The sequence below is a fragment of the Demequina salsinemoris genome (assembly GCF_000974805.1).
Classification (GTDB): domain Bacteria; phylum Actinomycetota; class Actinomycetes; order Actinomycetales; family Demequinaceae; genus Demequina; species Demequina salsinemoris.
On sequence record NZ_BBQZ01000001.1, the window covers coordinates 22,312 to 37,005 of the forward strand.

The window sequence follows — 14,694 nt, forward strand, 5'->3', positions numbered from 1 at the left end:
GGAGGGATCGACATTCCGATGCCGGTTCACCACTTGTCTAGGGTCAGCGCCTTCGGTATTGAGCGACCCAATGCGAGATTGGGCCCGCCTCCGAGGAGCCGGGCCCAATCCATTCGCAACTGACTAGTTTCCCGAACCTGGTGGCACCGGGTCCGACTTGCAGAGTGCCATGGGCGAGGTCATGACGACAAACGCTTTGCCATATGTGACGGTGTCGGCGTCTGGACCGTCGTAAGTGAATGTGACGTCGTAGGCGTTCTTAATGGAGACCCTGAACGACTTCATCCGGTTCGCGACCTTCATGTACCCCGAGTCGTAGATCGTCTCGCCGTCGGCTGCAACGGTCACGCTGCCGGTGACGTTTGAGGGGGTCTCGTCACTGATCCCAACCTTGGCCTTCACCGCGACGCACTTGTATGCAACCTTGTGGGTGACCTCGCCGGAGTAGTGGGCGGTGCCTGCGAGGTAGCCGGCCCACGCCGACCTGGACCCGAACCCGTACTCCGTGCCGTCGACAGTGGTATTCGCATAGGTGCCGAATGTCTCCGAGGTGCCGCCCCACTCATCGATGAGGTTGAACCACTTCCACACGCGCACGCGCTTCTTCGCCGAGACCGACTTCTGAAGCTTGGTGCTGCCCTTGTAGATGACGCGATAGTTCTTGAGGCCAACGCCGGTGGTCTTGAACTTCAGCGTGAACTTCCCCGTGGAGCTCACCCGCGCTCTATACCTATTTGCGGTCTTCCATGTGCTGCCGGACTTGACCTGCAAGTAGACGTACTTGCCCTTGATGTTCTTAGACGCGGTGCCCTTGATGACGGCGGTTGTTCCTGCGATGAAGTAGGTGTCGTCTGCAGGGTGCGTAATGCTCTTGATCGTGACCGACGTCGTCGCCTTCGTCGTCGCTGATGCATTCCCGGATGAGGCAACGAGGCCAGCGAATGCGAGTGCAAATGCCAGGGCGGCTGCAACGAGCAGGCGTCCTGGATGTGTGGTGGCGGATGGACGGTTCATGCTTTTCCCCTCAGAAGTTGTAGGGGTCAAACTACGGGTGTCAAGAAGTGCTCACACGTGACCAATGACACAGAGTGACGCATCTCACGTAGGCGAATCGCCCATGTCAGAATCAACCGGACGCGAGGGATTGCCGCGCTGATGGGCTACATCTCATTCGGGCTACCGACGGGCGGGCTGGGAAGGGTGCTACTGCGCCTGGAGGTTGTTCACCGGGACGATGCGAAGCATTCCGACGTTGGGACGGTGCGATCGACGGACTCGCGATGCAGGCCGTCCGGTCACCAGTGATTGCGCCTACTCCATCTAGTTTCGAGTGTGTTGAAGCGCGGCGCCTTGGCGAGTGTGGTCGTATCGGCGGGAGGCCACGACGGGGCGACAACAAAAGGTCGCAATGCAAAGCGAACCGCCGCTGGGTGATGCCAAAGGTCTGGGCAGGAGGCGGCTCCAATGAGGCGAACGATCTCGTCGCGGCCAACTAGCCCGGATACGGCGTTGTAGCAGCCGCGCAAGTGTGCGATGCCCTCTGCGCGTACGTCGGCGATACCCATGGGAATTCGACCCGTTCGAGACCTCGGGTAGCAGATTGTGCTGTACGTTGTGGCGCCCGACCTCGGCGAAGGTGTCGCAGGCAGTGTGCTGACAGCTTCGGCTACGACGCTGCACCAGACGTGACCATCCACGACGTTGTGCGAGTCGAGATCACCTCCGACGATGCGGAATGCCCCCTCGGTCACGTCGTGTACGAAGTCCGCACGCGCTGCGCGATCTGCGCTCGACAGTGTGATGCTCACTTGTGCGACTTGAACAAAGGCTGCGTGTAGCGCCTCGTCGACGAGGAGGCGTTCGACCCAGCTCGCGCCGCGTCCGGACTCAAGGTTCAGTCCTGCCGCGTTAGGAATCGGGCGGCGTGTTGGTGTGGCGAAGTCTCGCTCGCTGGTGTGGAAGCCGCCGTAGACATCCTCAATGTCAGCCAGGAACTGACTCAGTCCGTTCGCGCCGCTCGTCGTTACCGACACGCAACGCTTGACCAGGTCGTACTGGTGTCCGGCGCCACGGCAGTAGCAGTTGCAGGCCGAGAGCCGTGCCTGTTCGCACGCTGCGTTGTGTTGCTCGAAGTAGTGCTCCTTGGACACGCGTCCCCCTCAGTCAAGAGCCATTTGCGAAATTAACAGGTAGTTATCAACAATGCAATCGCCCTCAGGCGGCTGTCGGGGAGATACCTCCATCGGTGCAATCGCATCGGATCGGTCCAGAAGGTGGTGTCGGACGGGTGGGTCGCGCTACCGCTGCGGGCGAGTCCTGGGGACAGGCGACTGTTCTCGCGGACTTCGGTCCTGCTTCGGACCTCAATGAGCGACGCCCATTGGTTTCGCGCAGGTGCACCAAGCCTTCGCGCGCGGCGGTCGCGATCGGAGCTAACCTCGGTACTCACGGGAAGGTTCTCAGCCTTGGGAGACGTGATGTCATTTGGGAGGCGCGTGCCAGCGCTGCGGGTCGATGACTTGCCGGACGGCTTCACCAAGGCTGCCCTCGCCCGTCGCGAGTCGCCTCAGATTGTCTATTCATTCTCAACGGACCCAGAGCGGGAGCAGTCCCTGGAATCGTGGGGCGACCTGAGCGCAATCATCGGATCGATCGGGTGCCAGGCCGAGAGGGCTAGTGTCCGGCTCCATTGGTCGGCCGGTGGCCGTCGGCTCGCGGCGGATGTGCTTGGCTCGGCTCCACTTGATCGGCTGATCGTGCGCTGGGAGGACTCCGCGCTGGAGGAGGGACTCACGGCGCGACCGTGGTACGTCACGTACGCGGAGCCTGCCCGCCGACTGGCGAAGGTGCCGATCGGCAAGGTGCCTCATGACTTCGACTCGTTGGCCGATGAACAGGTTGACGCGCTTGAAGGGCTCGACTTCGCGTGGGTACCTGAGGAAGCGGTGCTTTCCGAGGCGGCCGCCGTTGCCGCCCTCGAAACGTTCTTCGCTTCGGGCGGTGCTGAGGAGAGCGGGATGCTCGTAAGGGAGAAGAAATGACCGCCATCAACGGCGATCCGATCATCCATCACCGGGTCGAGGTCGACGGCGAGGTCATCGACTTTGCTATCGAGGCCGCGCCAGTCGATGAGCACCTTGAGGAACTTCATGATCTCGATTCCCTCATTAGGGGCCTGGACGCACGGATCGAGGACCTCGACGGTCGAATCGATCCCCTGACGAACCACTCTGACCGACTTGACGTCGCTGTTGCCGTGTCGAGCGGAGTCCTCGCCGGAGCCGTCGACTCTTTATGGGTGGGCGAGTTCAGTCTCATGGACGCCCGCCTATGGGGTGAGCAGCATGTGAACAAGTTCGTTATGGAGGTTGCGCGCCGCAATGGCTATGAAGGCTCCAGCATGGCGGGGGCTGTGCGGAGACTCGAGAAGGTCTTTCCGTTCGCTGGAGACGATGCCACCAAGGTCTTCGGTGGCGGTCGGCTTCACCACTTGCGGGACCTCACGCACCACCCCTCGCCGGTTGGCCTCATAGCCTCGCTCGTGCTCCAGTTCACCGGACAAGCCTGGGGCGTCACGTTCGGCCAATTGTCTCCGGTGGATCTCGCGGGCAACCCGCACATCGGCGCGAATGCGTACCAGAAGCTTCTGTCTGGCACGGTGGGATGGCTCGGTCACCTGATCAGCGACGTCGCTGGCTCGAGTGCGAACGCCGGTGCAGGAACAGGTCTCCCGGGGCCGTTGATGTCAACGATCTACTCGGCAGCGGCGCAGTGGCAGAAGCTGACTGGCGCAGAGGCCCCTGGCAGGCTCATGGAAGAACTTGAGAAGGCGTTCCGCGGGTCCGACCTTGCTGTTCCTTTCGACTTCCGAACTGAGCTGGGTCTCGTGAACCAGGTTGGTCGGCAGTCGCTCCCCGTGATCCTCAACGACGTCATCGTCAGAGCCTTCTACTTCGTGCGCCGGTTCATCGAGGCACGCTCCGCCGGGATGGGCTGGCGCGAGTCGATCATGGCTGCCAAGCCGTGGGGGAACCGGACCATCGCCCGCATGCTGACCATCTCGACGGCTACTTTCTCCGCTGTCGACCTGGCCGATGCAGCGGTTCGAGCGGCAGCGAAGTCCGGAGGCGAGCCAGCGACCTTTGCAGCCTTGCTCCTGCTGCGGGTGAACTACGTCGGAGCTGTGCGTACGACTGTCGCGCTTGCGATCGATGCGCGCAGGGGTGTCCAGCGTTCCCGCCTGGCCGATGAACGCGCGATCTGCATCAATGAGCGTTTGCGGCTCCTCAACACTCGGTCGTTCTACCTGATCGCAGGCACATGGACCGAAGCGGAAGGTGCCGAACAGGCGGTCACCCTAGCTGAGCAGGCGGCTGCACACGCCGCTTCCGAGTTCCGTGCGTCCTGGTTCGAGACCCTCGAAGCCGAGAAGCGTGTCTCGCCGCTGCTCGACGATGTCCGCGAGAACGACCCCGAGTTCACCCAGCTGCTGCTCGAGACCCTCCGAAGGGGAAGAAGTGACTGACGAACAGCCCCAAGATCCGGACGTTGTTGGCTCGAGTGATGACATCACGCGCAGGAGCAACGAGAGCATCCGTCAGATCGAGCGACTGGCAAAGCAGGTAGAGAAGTCCAAGAACCTGGCGCGCACCGCGAAGACTGAGGCCCTCGAAGCAGGGAAGGTCAAGACTGGATGGGGGCCGTTCGCCAACCGGGAATCGATCGACGAACTCCAGAAATCAGGCACAGCGCAAGCACGGGCGATCGGCGAATTGGCGGACACACAGACCCAGCTCTTCGAGCTCCAGCAGCGGCTAGCGCGAACCGTCACCGAGTACATGAAGCTCGCGCTCGCGAGCAAGGCGAGCGCGCAGTCTGTCTATCGGCAGCTTGAGGCCAAGCTCTCCGGAGCAGACAGCGCCACCTTGAGCGAACTCGCGAAGCAGGAGTTGCTCCTGGTGATGGATCAGGCGCGCCAGATGCTTGATCTGTCCGAACAGCAAGAACAGATCGAGTTCCGGCTCAACAGCGGCGAGCACAGGATCGCCGAGTTGATTCACTCCTCCAAACATCTTCAATCCCTCACCGACGCGGCAGCCGAGCGGCTCGATGATGCAGAAGCCCGCCTGGCCGAAGGAGCCGACGACCAGCGTGCGACCCGGGCGGTCCTCGACAAGCTTGCCTTGCACGTTGACGACGTGGCCCGTGAGCACGAGGTCTCCCTCAACGACGCCGTTGAGAGCCTCCGCGTAGAGCAGCATGCCGCCATCGACCGCTTGAGCGCGGGCTTGCGCCGTCAGGAGGAAGCGGCTACGCAAGCCCGGCAGGAGCTTGAGGGTCAGCTCGCAAGTCAGTTCGCGGATCTCGACGCTGCCGACTCGGCCAGCCAAGAAAGGGCCCAATCGCTGAGCGGCGAGGTCGTCGCTCTGCAACGGCGAAACCGGCTGCTCACCGCTGCGATCGTGGCGAGCTCTGCCGTCGGCATTGCTGGGCTGGTAGTAGCTCTCCTGACATGACGGAGCACTGAGCCACCAGGACGATCACGTGAACGAGCGGGGGCCCGGGCGCGACCCGTTTCTGTATGCAAGCTGAAGTGGACGAAGTGGGCTGACTCTCACGGGCAACGGACACCCTCACAACGGGGCGGACAAGAGGTGGAAGGATCGCGCGCTCCCGCCGCCGAGTCTCGGCCGACGTCAGGAAGTGAACTCGTACTTGATGTGCCATGCAAAGTGCTTCGCGCGACCGCGAGTCCACCCGACCGCCGAGCGCGTCAGATGGTCTTGCACGTACGCCAACTCGGTCCCGTTGAGGACAGAACTCACCCGAATGGCACCTTGAGGTTCCACGCCAACGAGGCCCTTGCCGAACAGCGCGTCGCAACCGAAAACGCAGTTGAGCATCGCGACGTTGTCGAAGTCCACGCGCTCGGCGTCCGTGCACTGTGAGCGGGGCTTGATGTGGGCAGCCACCAGGAATCTCTCGGAGAACGTCCTTCCGCACAGATCGCACACCCCCGTCGAACCTGGCAGGAGGTGCTTGCGGAGCGCGCCTTGCTCGAGGCGTCGCTGTGCAGTCTGCTCCGCGTCTGTCTCACCGACGAAGGGCCGCAGCTCCTCCTCGATGGTCTGCGCCTCGAGGTCCGCACGGCGTGGTTCAAGATCGGCGAGACTCGGGAGCTTGAAGACTGCCTCTACCTGCTCGGGAGACAGGACGTCGAAGCCTTGGGGAACATTTCTCGGGCTGTACGGAGTACCGTCCTTCTTGAGGGTCGCGGCGTTCAGCGTCGCGTAGTCGATGCTGATCCGCTTGACGTCCGCGATCGCGTACATCAGCTCCCACGCATGCCCGTTGTCGTCGACGCCCCACAGTTGCTCGGCGAGGGCGTGGTTGCGGAACTTGTGGGTGACGACTCCCGTGGCATATGCGTAGCCGGTCTTGGACGGCTTGCCTGTCCGCAGGTCCGTGATCTTGCCGGTGAAGATCACGCGGTCGCCGGCGTTAATGCGTCCCCAAGCGTGCGCGCTGTAGCCGTCGTTGCGGTCAGTGACGCCCCAGAAGGCCACGTTGCCGTCGATACTGTGCACCGCCTGCAGGACCTGAAGATCCTGGATCGTCAACTCGTTCCTGACATGCGGATCGCTCAGCCGCATTCCGGGCGTCATCGTCGCTGCGCCCGGTGGGAAGGGCGTGTTCTTGGGGTACAGGTCTCTGTGCCGTGGATCGACCGTGTGCACGAAGTGCGCCTTGGACGTCTCGCTGCTGGCTGGCTGGATCACAAGGTTGGTCATGGTCGCCTAGTACTCGTCGTACTTCTTCGCCGACCCACGGACCCGGTCGGCGGGGTACTTGTTCTCATTGAGAGCGGTCTTTGTCTCGACCGCCGTCGGGATGTCGATGTCCATCACCTGGGCAAGGCGAAGCAGATAGATCGCGACGTCGGCGACCTCCTCTTCGATCGCCTGCCGGCCAGCGGATTCCTGCAGTGCCTCGCGCACCTGCTCGTCTGTCTTCCATTGGAGCAGTTCTGCCAGCTCGCCGAGCTCGCCCATGAGCGCCAGCAGGAGGTTGCGAGGCGTATGGAACTGGTCCCAGTCGCGCTCGTCAGCGAACCGCGCAATGCGTTCCTGCATCTGAGAGATGTCCACGCTCGCATCCTATAGATCCGCACGGTACGACACATGTGTCGTACCGTGCGTCGAAACCGTGCTCAGAAATGCCTGCGATACGACACGGATGTCGCATCGCTGCTTCTCAGCCTCGGACGATGGTGTCGAGCGCGGCTGCGAGATACGCGTCGCGGGCTTGGCTCGCGTGCTGATAGAGGCTGGCGGCGCGGGTGCTGGTGTGGCCGATGCGGTGCATCAACTCGGCTTGGGTAGCGCCTGCTTGCGCTGCCAGGGTCGCGCCTGTGTGGCGCAGGTGGTGCCACGTGATGTCGGGTCGGCCGATCGCATTGCGGGCGGTTCGCATTGCTACCGAACGGGCTCCCGACCTCACCGGGCCTCCGGTCGAGGTGGTGAATACGAGGGCCTCGGGTCGGGAAGGGTGCGCCGTGAGGTGTTCGAAGAGGGCTTCTGTCACGAGACCCGGCAGGGCGACCTTCCGTCGTCCGGCAGCGGTCTTGGGTGGTCCGAAGGCGACAGGCTGGTCGGGGATCTCGATCATCGTGCGTCGCACAGTGAGCTGACCGGCATCGATGTCGATGTCGGCTCGGGTGAGGGCGAAGACTTCGCCGGGCCTCAGCCCCGACCATGCGGCCACGAGCACGGCCACCCGCAGGTGCTCGGGCATCGCTTCAGCGAGATCGGCGACCTCAGACGGCTTGAGAGGCATCCGCTCTTCGTGGGAGACGTGTCCGGCTCCGGGGATGCGGGCGGGATTGTTGGTGATCAGCTCGTCGTCAACGGCGGTGGTGAGGATCGCGTGAAGGAGCCGATAGGCCTGTGCAGTGACGGTGCGCCCCGCATCCGGCCGAGCAGAACGGACAAGACGCGGCTGCGGCGAGCCAGCCTGCTGCCAGGACGTGAGAACTGCAGGGGACAGGCGCCCCGTAGGTGCGACCGTCAGCCCCGCGCCGTGAGCCCACGCTCGCGCGGGATGGCCACCCCTTGTGCCCCGCGTTCCACGCGTCGACGCGGACGCGTGCGCGCTGGCGGTCACGGCGGCGAACCACTCGCGCACCAGGATCGGGCTGATCGTCCTGAGCGACAGCGCCGACAGATCGACTGCCGTTCGACCTTCCCCGACAGGAGTGAGGATCCACCGCTCGGCCAGACGCCGGTACAGATCGAGCGTTCGCGGACGCAGATGCGGGGCACGTTGGCGTAGCCACGCAGCGGTGTAGTCAGCAAGCGTGATGTCTGCGGCCTCGGGAGCCGTCCAGGTCCCGCGCAACAGCTCGGCATGCATCAACGTCAGCCACCGGTCGGCCTCGCCCTTGGTCGCGAACGTCGACGGAGCTGACCTCGACCTGCCATCCGGGCCGGTGTAGCGGGCGCGCCACCGCTTCGAGGGCAGCTGCTCGACTGCGCCGAAGCCGCGCCGAGCAGTGCTCTTGGCGCGGCTCATCGCACGATCCGAACAGGCGAGCCGGTCAGGTGAGGGGGAAAGGGGTGTCGGGAGTCCATCGAGGGCCTTCTTCCACGTTGTTCCACGATGGCCCGAACGAGGGAGAGGCAGGAGGTGGAGCGGGAGGATGAATCTCGCTATCTACCTGCGATGATGATTGGAGCGGGTGACGGGAATCGAACCCGCGCTATCAGCTTGGGAAGCTGAAGTTCTACCATTGAACTACACCCGCAGCGCCGTGATGGTCACACCATAGTAGTGGGCCCCGGCCGTCGGCCGCACCATCCGCGCGTGTTCAGAGCACCGTCGCGACGAGCGACCACTCCGTTGTGAACGTCTCGCCCGGCGCGAGCGCCCGCACGCCGAGCGCGTCGGCGTCCGCCACACCCTCGCCGAAGAGCCGGAGCGAGTCGTTCACATGCGAGACGGGCTCGACCGCGAAGAAAGGCTTGCCCTTGGGCGCGAAGAAGATGAGGTGGCTGAGCGACTCGTCGGCCTCCATGTCGAGCTGGAGCGCGCGCGGCCACGTGATCGTCGCGACCACGGGGTCGGTGCGTCCGGTGAGGCAGTCGTCTACCACGGTGTCGCCGAGCGCGTGCCGCGTGCGGAAGTCGGCGCGCTCGGGCAGCGCTCCCGCGGGGCCGGTGGGAAGCGAGTTCACGAGCTCGTAGGCGGAGTCGCAGCGGACCTGAAGCTCGACCTCGCCTCCGCGCGGCGCCTCCGACGTGCCGAGGCGGCGCTCGAAGTACGGGTGGTGGCCGAGCCCAGCGGGGAAGGTCTCGTCGGAGACGTTGGTGAGCGACATCGTCACGCGGAAGCGGTCGCCCTCGAGCGCGTAGGTGAACCGGGTGGTGAACGGCCACGGGAAGTTCGCGTCGGGAACGGTGCGCGAGTCGAGCGAGAGCGTCACGTGCGACGCGTCGGCCTCGGCCACCTCCCACGGGACGTAGCGGCCGACGCCGTGGCTTGCGGTCTCGCCCGCGCTCGTGACGCGCAGCGGGTGCTCCGTGCCGTCCCACAGGAGCGACGGTCCGCTGATGCGGTTGGACCACGGCACGAGGGGGAACGAGGCGGTGTCGCCGGCCCTCTCGGGGGAGTCGGGGGTGGGCCGCATCGCGTCGACCCACGTCTCGCCGAGACGCACCTGTCCGTAGGCGATCGAGCCGCCTAGGTCCGGGAGCAGGCCGACGCGCCAGGTGCCGTTGTCGAGGATGAGCATCGCGGTCATGGCTCCATTGTGGGACAGGATCGCCGGGACTCCGCGCGACCTGGGACCCACGGCGCGTCCGATTCCTCCCGAGTGCCCTGATTCGCGCGCGGAGTTCATCACACCAGGTAGACGGGAATGCGGGGGTCGGGCGCTCGCCGCGCTAGGGTTCCCTCACCCATGCCTCGAAGGGAGTCCAGGTGGACGACGTCGACACCATCGCCCCTGCCGTGCCGCGCCGTCGCGCGGCCGTCGCGGGCCTGGGCGCCGCCGCGGTCGCCGTGTGGGGATTCGTCGCCTGGCCGATCGTCTCGGCGTGGGTCGCGAACGCGCATGAGGTGCCCGACACGACGGCCGACGCCACGAGCGGAGCCTGCTTCGATCTTCCGGACGATGCGTCCGACCCGGGCGACTACGCGTCCCTCGTGGGCGTCACCTCGGTCGCGTGCGACGACGCGCACGACGGTCAGTACTACGCGACGGGCTCCTTGGCAGACGATGCGTCGGGTGCGATCGACCCCGACGGCGCCTACCCGGGCGTCGAGACGGTGCGCGATGCGGTCACCGCGACGTGCACGGCAGCGGACCTCGTGGAGACCCTCGACTCCGCCGCGTATGACATGGACGTCCAGGTGTACTTCCCGAGCGAGGAGAGCTGGGGCGAGGGCGACCGCGCCTGGGCGTGCGCCGTGGTCGACGCGGAGTCGCCCGTGACGGGCTCGGTGCTGGCCGGCTGACGCGCCGCGGGCTACGCGTTCGTCGTCTCGACGTCCTGGATGGGCTCCGCATCCCTGGGAGCGCCCCGACCGAAGCTGACGAACGGTCGCTGGGCCTGGAACTTGAGCACGACGTTTGAGTGCCGTGACGCCCACAGGCCCACGCCCGCGGACACGAGGAGCGCTGCGATCGCGCCGATGCCGATGGCCCAGCGCGGGCCGTACTGCTCGCCGACCCAGCCGATGATGGGCGAGCCGATCGGCGTGGTCCCGATGAAGATCATCATGTAGAGCGCCATGACCCTGCCGCGCATCGACGGCTCGGTTGTGAGCTGCACCGTCGTGTTGGCCGCGGTGATCATCGTCAGCGCCGCGAAGCCGACCGGGATGCCGGCGAGAGCGAACGTCCAGTAACTGGGCATGAGCGCGAGGAGGCTGTTCGCGACGCCGAAGCCGAAGGCGGCGACGACGACGAGCCGGAGGGTCGGGCGCTTGCGGCGCGCGGCGAGGAGCGCGCCGCCGAGCGAGCCGATCGCGAGGATAGAGCCGAGGATCCCGTAGTCCTCGGGGCCGCGGTCGAACGCGACGCGCGCCATCATCGCGGACGTCATCTGGAAGTTGAGGCCGAACGCCCCGACCACGCCGACGACCACGAGGATCGCGATGATGTCGGGTCTGCTGCGCACATATCTGACCCCCTCGAGCACCTGGCCCGGCTCTCGGGGCGCGCGCCGTTGACGCTCGAACTCGGCGACCCGCATGAGGAGCAGCGCGGCGATCGTCGCGAGGAACGTGAGGCCGTTGAGGACGAAGACCCATCCCGACCCGATCCACGCGATCAGCAGTCCGGCGAGGCCCGGCCCGATGAGCCGGGCGGCGTTGAAGGACGCGGAGTTGAGGCCGATCGCGTTGGGCAGCTGGCTCTGGGGGACCAGGTCGGAGACGAAGGCCATGCGCGCGGGGTTGTCGAACGCCGTGACGAAGCCGAGCCCGAGCGCGAACGCGTAGACCTGCCAGAGCTGCGCGTTCCCCGTGAGCACGATCACGCCGAGGCCGACGCCGAGCAGCGCGCCGCCCGTCTGGGTCGCGATGAGCAGCTTGCGGTGGTCGACCCGGTCAGCGACGACGCCGGTCCAGGGGCCGATCAGCAGGAAAGGGAGGAACTGGAGCGCGGTCGTGATGCCGACGGCGAGCCCCGAGTCGTCCGTGAGGTCGGTCAGCACCACCCAGTCCTGCGCGATGCGCTGCATCCAGGTGCCGATGTTCGACACCACCGCGCCCGCGAACCACAGGCGATAGTTGTAGATGCCGAGCGAGCTGAAGGTGCGATTCATTCCTGTGTTCTCAACGCGAGTCGGCCGCGGGTGATTCCTGGACCGCTCTCCAGGCTATCCATCGGACGGGGTGCCGCCGTCGTTAGGCTGGTGCCATGACTCGATCGGTGCTGATCCTGGGTGGAACCGCGTGGCTGGGGAGCGAGGTCGCCCGTCAGGCGGTCGCTCGCGGCTGGGACGTGACGTGCCTGGCACGAGGCCGCTCGGGCATCGTCCCGTCGGGCGCGACGCTCGTGGAGGCGGACCGCGCCCATGCGGGCGCGTACGACGCGCTCGCGGGTAGGAGGTTCGATGCGGCGGTCGAGGTGAGCTGGCAGCCGCGCTTCGTGCAGGAGGCGCTCGTGGCCCTGTCCGATGCGGTGGATCACTGGACGTACGTGTCGTCGGTGTCGGTCTACAGCGCCGACCGCCAGCCCAACACCGAGGCGTCGCCCCGCATGGAGGCGGTGCATCATGAGGTCGACGCGACCGAGCAGCACTATGCGCAGGCGAAGGTCGCGTGCGAGGACCTCACGACGGCGGCCAGGGACGATGCGCTGATCGCCAGGCCAGGGTTGGTCGCCGGCCCTGGGGATCCGACCGACCGGTTCGGGTACTGGCCCGCGCGTGCCGCTCTTGCGGGTGACGGCCCGCTGCTCGTGCCCTCCGCCGGCGCGCCCACCCAGGCGATCGACATGCGCGACCTCGTCGCGTGGATCCTCGACGCGGGCCAGGCCGACGTGACGGGGCCTGTCAACGCGGTGGGGGAGCAGGTGCCGTTCGCGCAGATGATCGAGACTGCGCGGACCGTCGCGGGGCATTCGGGCGACGAGCGCGGGGCGACGACGCCGTGGCTCGCCATGAGGCGCGTCGGGAGCTGGGCGGGTCCCATGTCGCTTCCCATGTGGGTGCCCGCCGGGGCCTTCCCGCCCATCGGCGCCCATGCCTCGGACCGCTACCTCGCGACGGGGGGCTCGTGGCGTCCGCTCGAGGAGACGATGCGCGACGTCCTCGCGTGGGAGCGCGGCCTCGGCCTGGACCGCCCGCGCAAGGCGGGCCTGAGCCGGGCGGACGAGCTCGACCTGATCGATCAGCTTCCCTGATGCTCGTCAGACGGTGAGCCGCGCGGGCTCCTCCGGCTCCGGATCGGCGTCGGGGAGGGACGATGCGGGCACGGACGATGCGTTGGTCGCCTTGGTGCGCCGGGCGACGACGATGTTCGCCACCGCGATGCCCGCGATCACGAGGCCCGCGCCGATGAGGGAGGGGACGTCCGGTACCTCGCCGAACGCGAGCCACCCGGTGAGCAGGCCGACGGGCGGCACGAGCAGCGAGAACGGCGCGACGGTCGAGGCCGGGTACTTGCCGAGGAGGGTGTTCCACACTCCGTAGCCGAAGAGCGTCGCGAGGATCGCGAGGTACGCGAGCGAGAAGGCGACGCCCCAGGTCGGATGCGTGAGCGCCGCGCCGATCTCGGTGGGTCCCTCGAAGGCGAGCGAGAGCAGGAACAGCGGGATCGGCGGCACGGCGGCCGACCACACCACCACGGACAGGCCGCCGACCGCGCCCAGGCTGCGGGTGAGCACGTTGGACGTCGCCCAGCAGGCCGCCGCGGCGATCGCGAGCACGAAGCCGACGACCGTCGCCGAGGCGCCCGCGTCGAGCCCGATGAGGACGATGCCCGCGACCGCGAGGCCGAGGCCCGCGATGCGTCGTCGGTTGAGCCGCTCGCCGAGGAAGGCCACGGCGAACAGGGTCGTGAAGACCACCTGGACCTGGAGGACCGTGGCCGCGAGGCCCGAGGGCATCCCGAGCGAGATCGCCACGAACAGGAAGCCGAACTGACCGACGCCCATCGCCATCCCGATCGGGATGAGCCGCCGCCACGGGATGCCGCGGCGGGGCACGAAAGGCGCCGCGAGGGCGAACACGACCACGAACCGCAGCGAGGCCAGCAGCAGAGGTGGCATGTCGGCCACGCCCAGGCGGATGACCGCGAAGTTCGCGCCCCACGCGATCGTCACGAGCACCGCGAGCAGCGTGTCGCGAGGCGTGAGGCGCGTGTGCATGTGGCTCCCATCTTCGGGTGCCAGCCTACGGACGCGCGAGCCGGCCACGGAAGACGCTCGTGGCACCTGGTGCGGATGTCGGAGGGGCGCGCGAGACTGTCCGCATGGTCTCCGTACCGCCGCCCGGCCTCCGCATCGTCCCCGCGTCCCAAGCCTCGCTCGAGCACCTCGAGCAGGTGTTCGGCGCGCCGGGGGATCAGGACGAGTGCCGCTGCCAGTGGCCACGGGTGTCCCGCGCCGAGTGGAAGGCGTCGTCGCAGGACGAGCGCGAGGCCGCGCTGCGCTCCCAGGCGGCCTGCGGGCAGGGCGAGGGCGCCCCGAGCTCGGGCCTGCTCGCCTACGTGGACGAGGCGCCGGCCGGGTGGGTCGCGGTCGAGCCTCGGAGCGTGTACCTGCGTCTTCGCGCTGCTCGTCTTCCCTGGCTCGGCCGCGACGAGGACAAGGACGACGACGCGATCTGGGCGGTTCCGTGCTTCGTGGTGCGCCCCGAGTTCCGGGGCAGGGGGCTCATGGGCGAGCTCGCAGCGGCGGCGGTCGCGCATGCGCGGGGGGAGGGCGCGGTCGCGGTCGAGGGGTATCCCGTGATCCCCGTTCCGGACGCCCGGACGCCCGTCGGGGACCTGTTCGTCGGCACGGTCGGAGCGTTCGAGCGTGCGGGCATGACGGAGGTCTCACGGCCGTCGCCGAGGCGCTCCGTCATGCGCATCGACCTGGCCCCGATGTCGGGCTGAACGTCCCGATGCCGCCCCTTGAGGGGGCCCTGAGGGAGTCTTTGCCTCCACAATTCCCGGACACTTTGTGTCGGAAGTAGCTCCATC

At 66.7% G+C, this 14,694-nt stretch carries 14 protein-coding genes and 1 tRNA gene; 6 read left to right on the forward strand and 9 right to left on the reverse strand.

The genetic code is table 11. The features are described from left to right. Nucleotides 1-123: 123 nt before the first annotated feature. Complete coding sequence (locus AOP78_RS00110; protein ID WP_083979599.1) at nt 124-1,014, reverse strand: NPCBM/NEW2 domain-containing protein; 891 nt, start codon at nt 1,012-1,014, stop codon at nt 124-126. 281 nt (nt 1,015-1,295) lie between these two features. Next, nucleotides 1,296-2,150: a hypothetical protein gene (locus tag AOP78_RS14930; protein ID WP_152659335.1), complete on the reverse strand. Its 855-nt coding sequence runs from the start codon at nt 2,148-2,150 to the stop codon at nt 1,296-1,298. 315 nt (nt 2,151-2,465) lie between these two features. On the opposite strand from AOP78_RS14930, the gene AOP78_RS00115 reads away from it, so the two are divergent. From AOP78_RS00115 to AOP78_RS00125, 3 genes are read left to right on the forward strand one after another with little or no spacing between them, the layout of a single operon-like run. Then, nucleotides 2,466-3,041 (forward strand): hypothetical protein, encoded by a 576-nt coding sequence (locus AOP78_RS00115; RefSeq protein WP_152659336.1) that lies wholly within the window; start codon nt 2,466-2,468, stop codon nt 3,039-3,041. Beyond that, nucleotides 3,038-4,525 (forward strand): hypothetical protein, encoded by a 1,488-nt coding sequence (locus AOP78_RS00120; protein WP_062200126.1) that lies wholly within the window; start codon nt 3,038-3,040, stop codon nt 4,523-4,525. The genes AOP78_RS00115 and AOP78_RS00120 overlap by 4 nt, the downstream gene beginning before the upstream one ends. Beyond that, nucleotides 4,518-5,516 (forward strand): coiled-coil domain-containing protein, encoded by a 999-nt coding sequence (locus AOP78_RS00125; protein ID WP_062200128.1) that lies wholly within the window; start codon nt 4,518-4,520, stop codon nt 5,514-5,516. Before AOP78_RS00120 ends, AOP78_RS00125 begins: the two co-directional genes overlap by 8 nt. Nucleotides 5,517-5,696: 180 nt before the next feature. Here the strand turns inward: AOP78_RS00125 and AOP78_RS00130 are convergent, their stop codons facing one another. From AOP78_RS00130 to AOP78_RS00150, 5 genes are all read right to left on the reverse strand, one after another. Beyond that, a complete protein-coding gene (locus AOP78_RS00130) occupies nt 5,697-6,791 on the reverse strand; it encodes an HNH endonuclease (protein ID WP_062200132.1) in 1,095 nt (364 codons plus the stop codon). A 6-nt stretch (nt 6,792-6,797) separates the two neighbouring features. After that, nucleotides 6,798-7,148 (reverse strand): nucleotide pyrophosphohydrolase, encoded by a 351-nt coding sequence (locus tag AOP78_RS00135; protein WP_062200137.1) that lies wholly within the window; start codon nt 7,146-7,148, stop codon nt 6,798-6,800. Nucleotides 7,149-7,254: 106 nt separating this feature from the next. Then, a complete protein-coding gene (locus AOP78_RS00140; RefSeq protein ID WP_062200142.1) occupies nt 7,255-8,571 on the reverse strand; it encodes a tyrosine-type recombinase/integrase in 1,317 nt (438 codons plus the stop codon). A 158-nt stretch (nt 8,572-8,729) separates the two neighbouring features. Beyond that, a tRNA-Gly gene (locus AOP78_RS00145) sits at nt 8,730-8,803 on the reverse strand. 63 nt (nt 8,804-8,866) lie between these two features. Beyond that, on the reverse strand, nt 8,867-9,799 hold the full coding sequence (locus tag AOP78_RS00150) for an aldose 1-epimerase (protein ID WP_062200145.1): 933 nt from the start codon (nt 9,797-9,799) through the stop codon (nt 8,867-8,869). Nucleotides 9,800-9,978: 179 nt separating this feature from the next. Between AOP78_RS00150 and AOP78_RS00155 the strand changes: the two genes are divergently transcribed. Then, entirely contained in the window at nt 9,979-10,515 is a 537-nt protein-coding gene (locus tag AOP78_RS00155) for a septum formation family protein (RefSeq protein ID WP_062200148.1), read from the forward strand. Between the two features lie 11 nt (nt 10,516-10,526). On the opposite strand, the gene AOP78_RS00160 is transcribed toward AOP78_RS00155, so the two are convergent. After that, a complete protein-coding gene (locus tag AOP78_RS00160; protein ID WP_062200154.1) occupies nt 10,527-11,828 on the reverse strand; it encodes an MFS transporter in 1,302 nt (433 codons plus the stop codon). 95 nt (nt 11,829-11,923) lie between these two features. Here AOP78_RS00160 and AOP78_RS00165 point away from each other — a divergent pair, with 95 nt between their 5' ends. After that, a complete protein-coding gene (locus AOP78_RS00165; protein WP_083979603.1) occupies nt 11,924-12,910 on the forward strand; it encodes an NAD-dependent epimerase/dehydratase family protein in 987 nt (328 codons plus the stop codon). A 6-nt stretch (nt 12,911-12,916) separates the two neighbouring features. Here the strand turns inward: AOP78_RS00165 and AOP78_RS00170 are convergent, their stop codons facing one another. Beyond that, complete coding sequence (locus tag AOP78_RS00170) at nt 12,917-13,876, reverse strand: EamA family transporter (RefSeq protein ID WP_066730219.1); 960 nt, start codon at nt 13,874-13,876, stop codon at nt 12,917-12,919. A 104-nt stretch (nt 13,877-13,980) separates the two neighbouring features. Here AOP78_RS00170 and AOP78_RS00175 point away from each other — a divergent pair, with 104 nt between their 5' ends. Beyond that, entirely contained in the window at nt 13,981-14,607 is a 627-nt protein-coding gene (locus tag AOP78_RS00175; protein WP_062200162.1) for a GNAT family N-acetyltransferase, read from the forward strand. The last annotated feature ends 87 nt before the right edge of the window (nt 14,608-14,694 follow it).

Bases quoted from the DNA above. Each gene is read 5' to 3' on its own strand.
- AOP78_RS00150 (WP_062200145.1), bottom strand. From the start codon at position 9,799: ATGACCGCGATGCTCATCCTCGACAACGGCACCTGGCGCGTCGGCCTG.
- AOP78_RS00140 (WP_062200142.1), bottom strand. From the start codon at position 8,571: ATGAGCCGCGCCAAGAGCACTGCTCGGCGCGGCTTCGGCGCAGTCGAG.
- AOP78_RS00160 (WP_062200154.1), bottom strand. From the start codon at position 11,828: ATGAATCGCACCTTCAGCTCGCTCGGCATCTACAACTATCGCCTGTGG.
- AOP78_RS00175 (WP_062200162.1), top strand. From the start codon at position 13,981: ATGGTCTCCGTACCGCCGCCCGGCCTCCGCATCGTCCCCGCGTCCCAA.
- AOP78_RS00170 (WP_066730219.1), bottom strand. From the start codon at position 13,876: ATGCACACGCGCCTCACGCCTCGCGACACGCTGCTCGCGGTGCTCGTG.
- AOP78_RS00130 (WP_062200132.1), bottom strand. From the start codon at position 6,791: ATGACCAACCTTGTGATCCAGCCAGCCAGCAGCGAGACGTCCAAGGCG.
- AOP78_RS00110 (WP_083979599.1), bottom strand. From the start codon at position 1,014: ATGAACCGTCCATCCGCCACCACACATCCAGGACGCCTGCTCGTTGCA.
- AOP78_RS00165 (WP_083979603.1), top strand. From the start codon at position 11,924: ATGACTCGATCGGTGCTGATCCTGGGTGGAACCGCGTGGCTGGGGAGC.
- AOP78_RS00120 (WP_062200126.1), top strand. From the start codon at position 3,038: ATGACCGCCATCAACGGCGATCCGATCATCCATCACCGGGTCGAGGTC.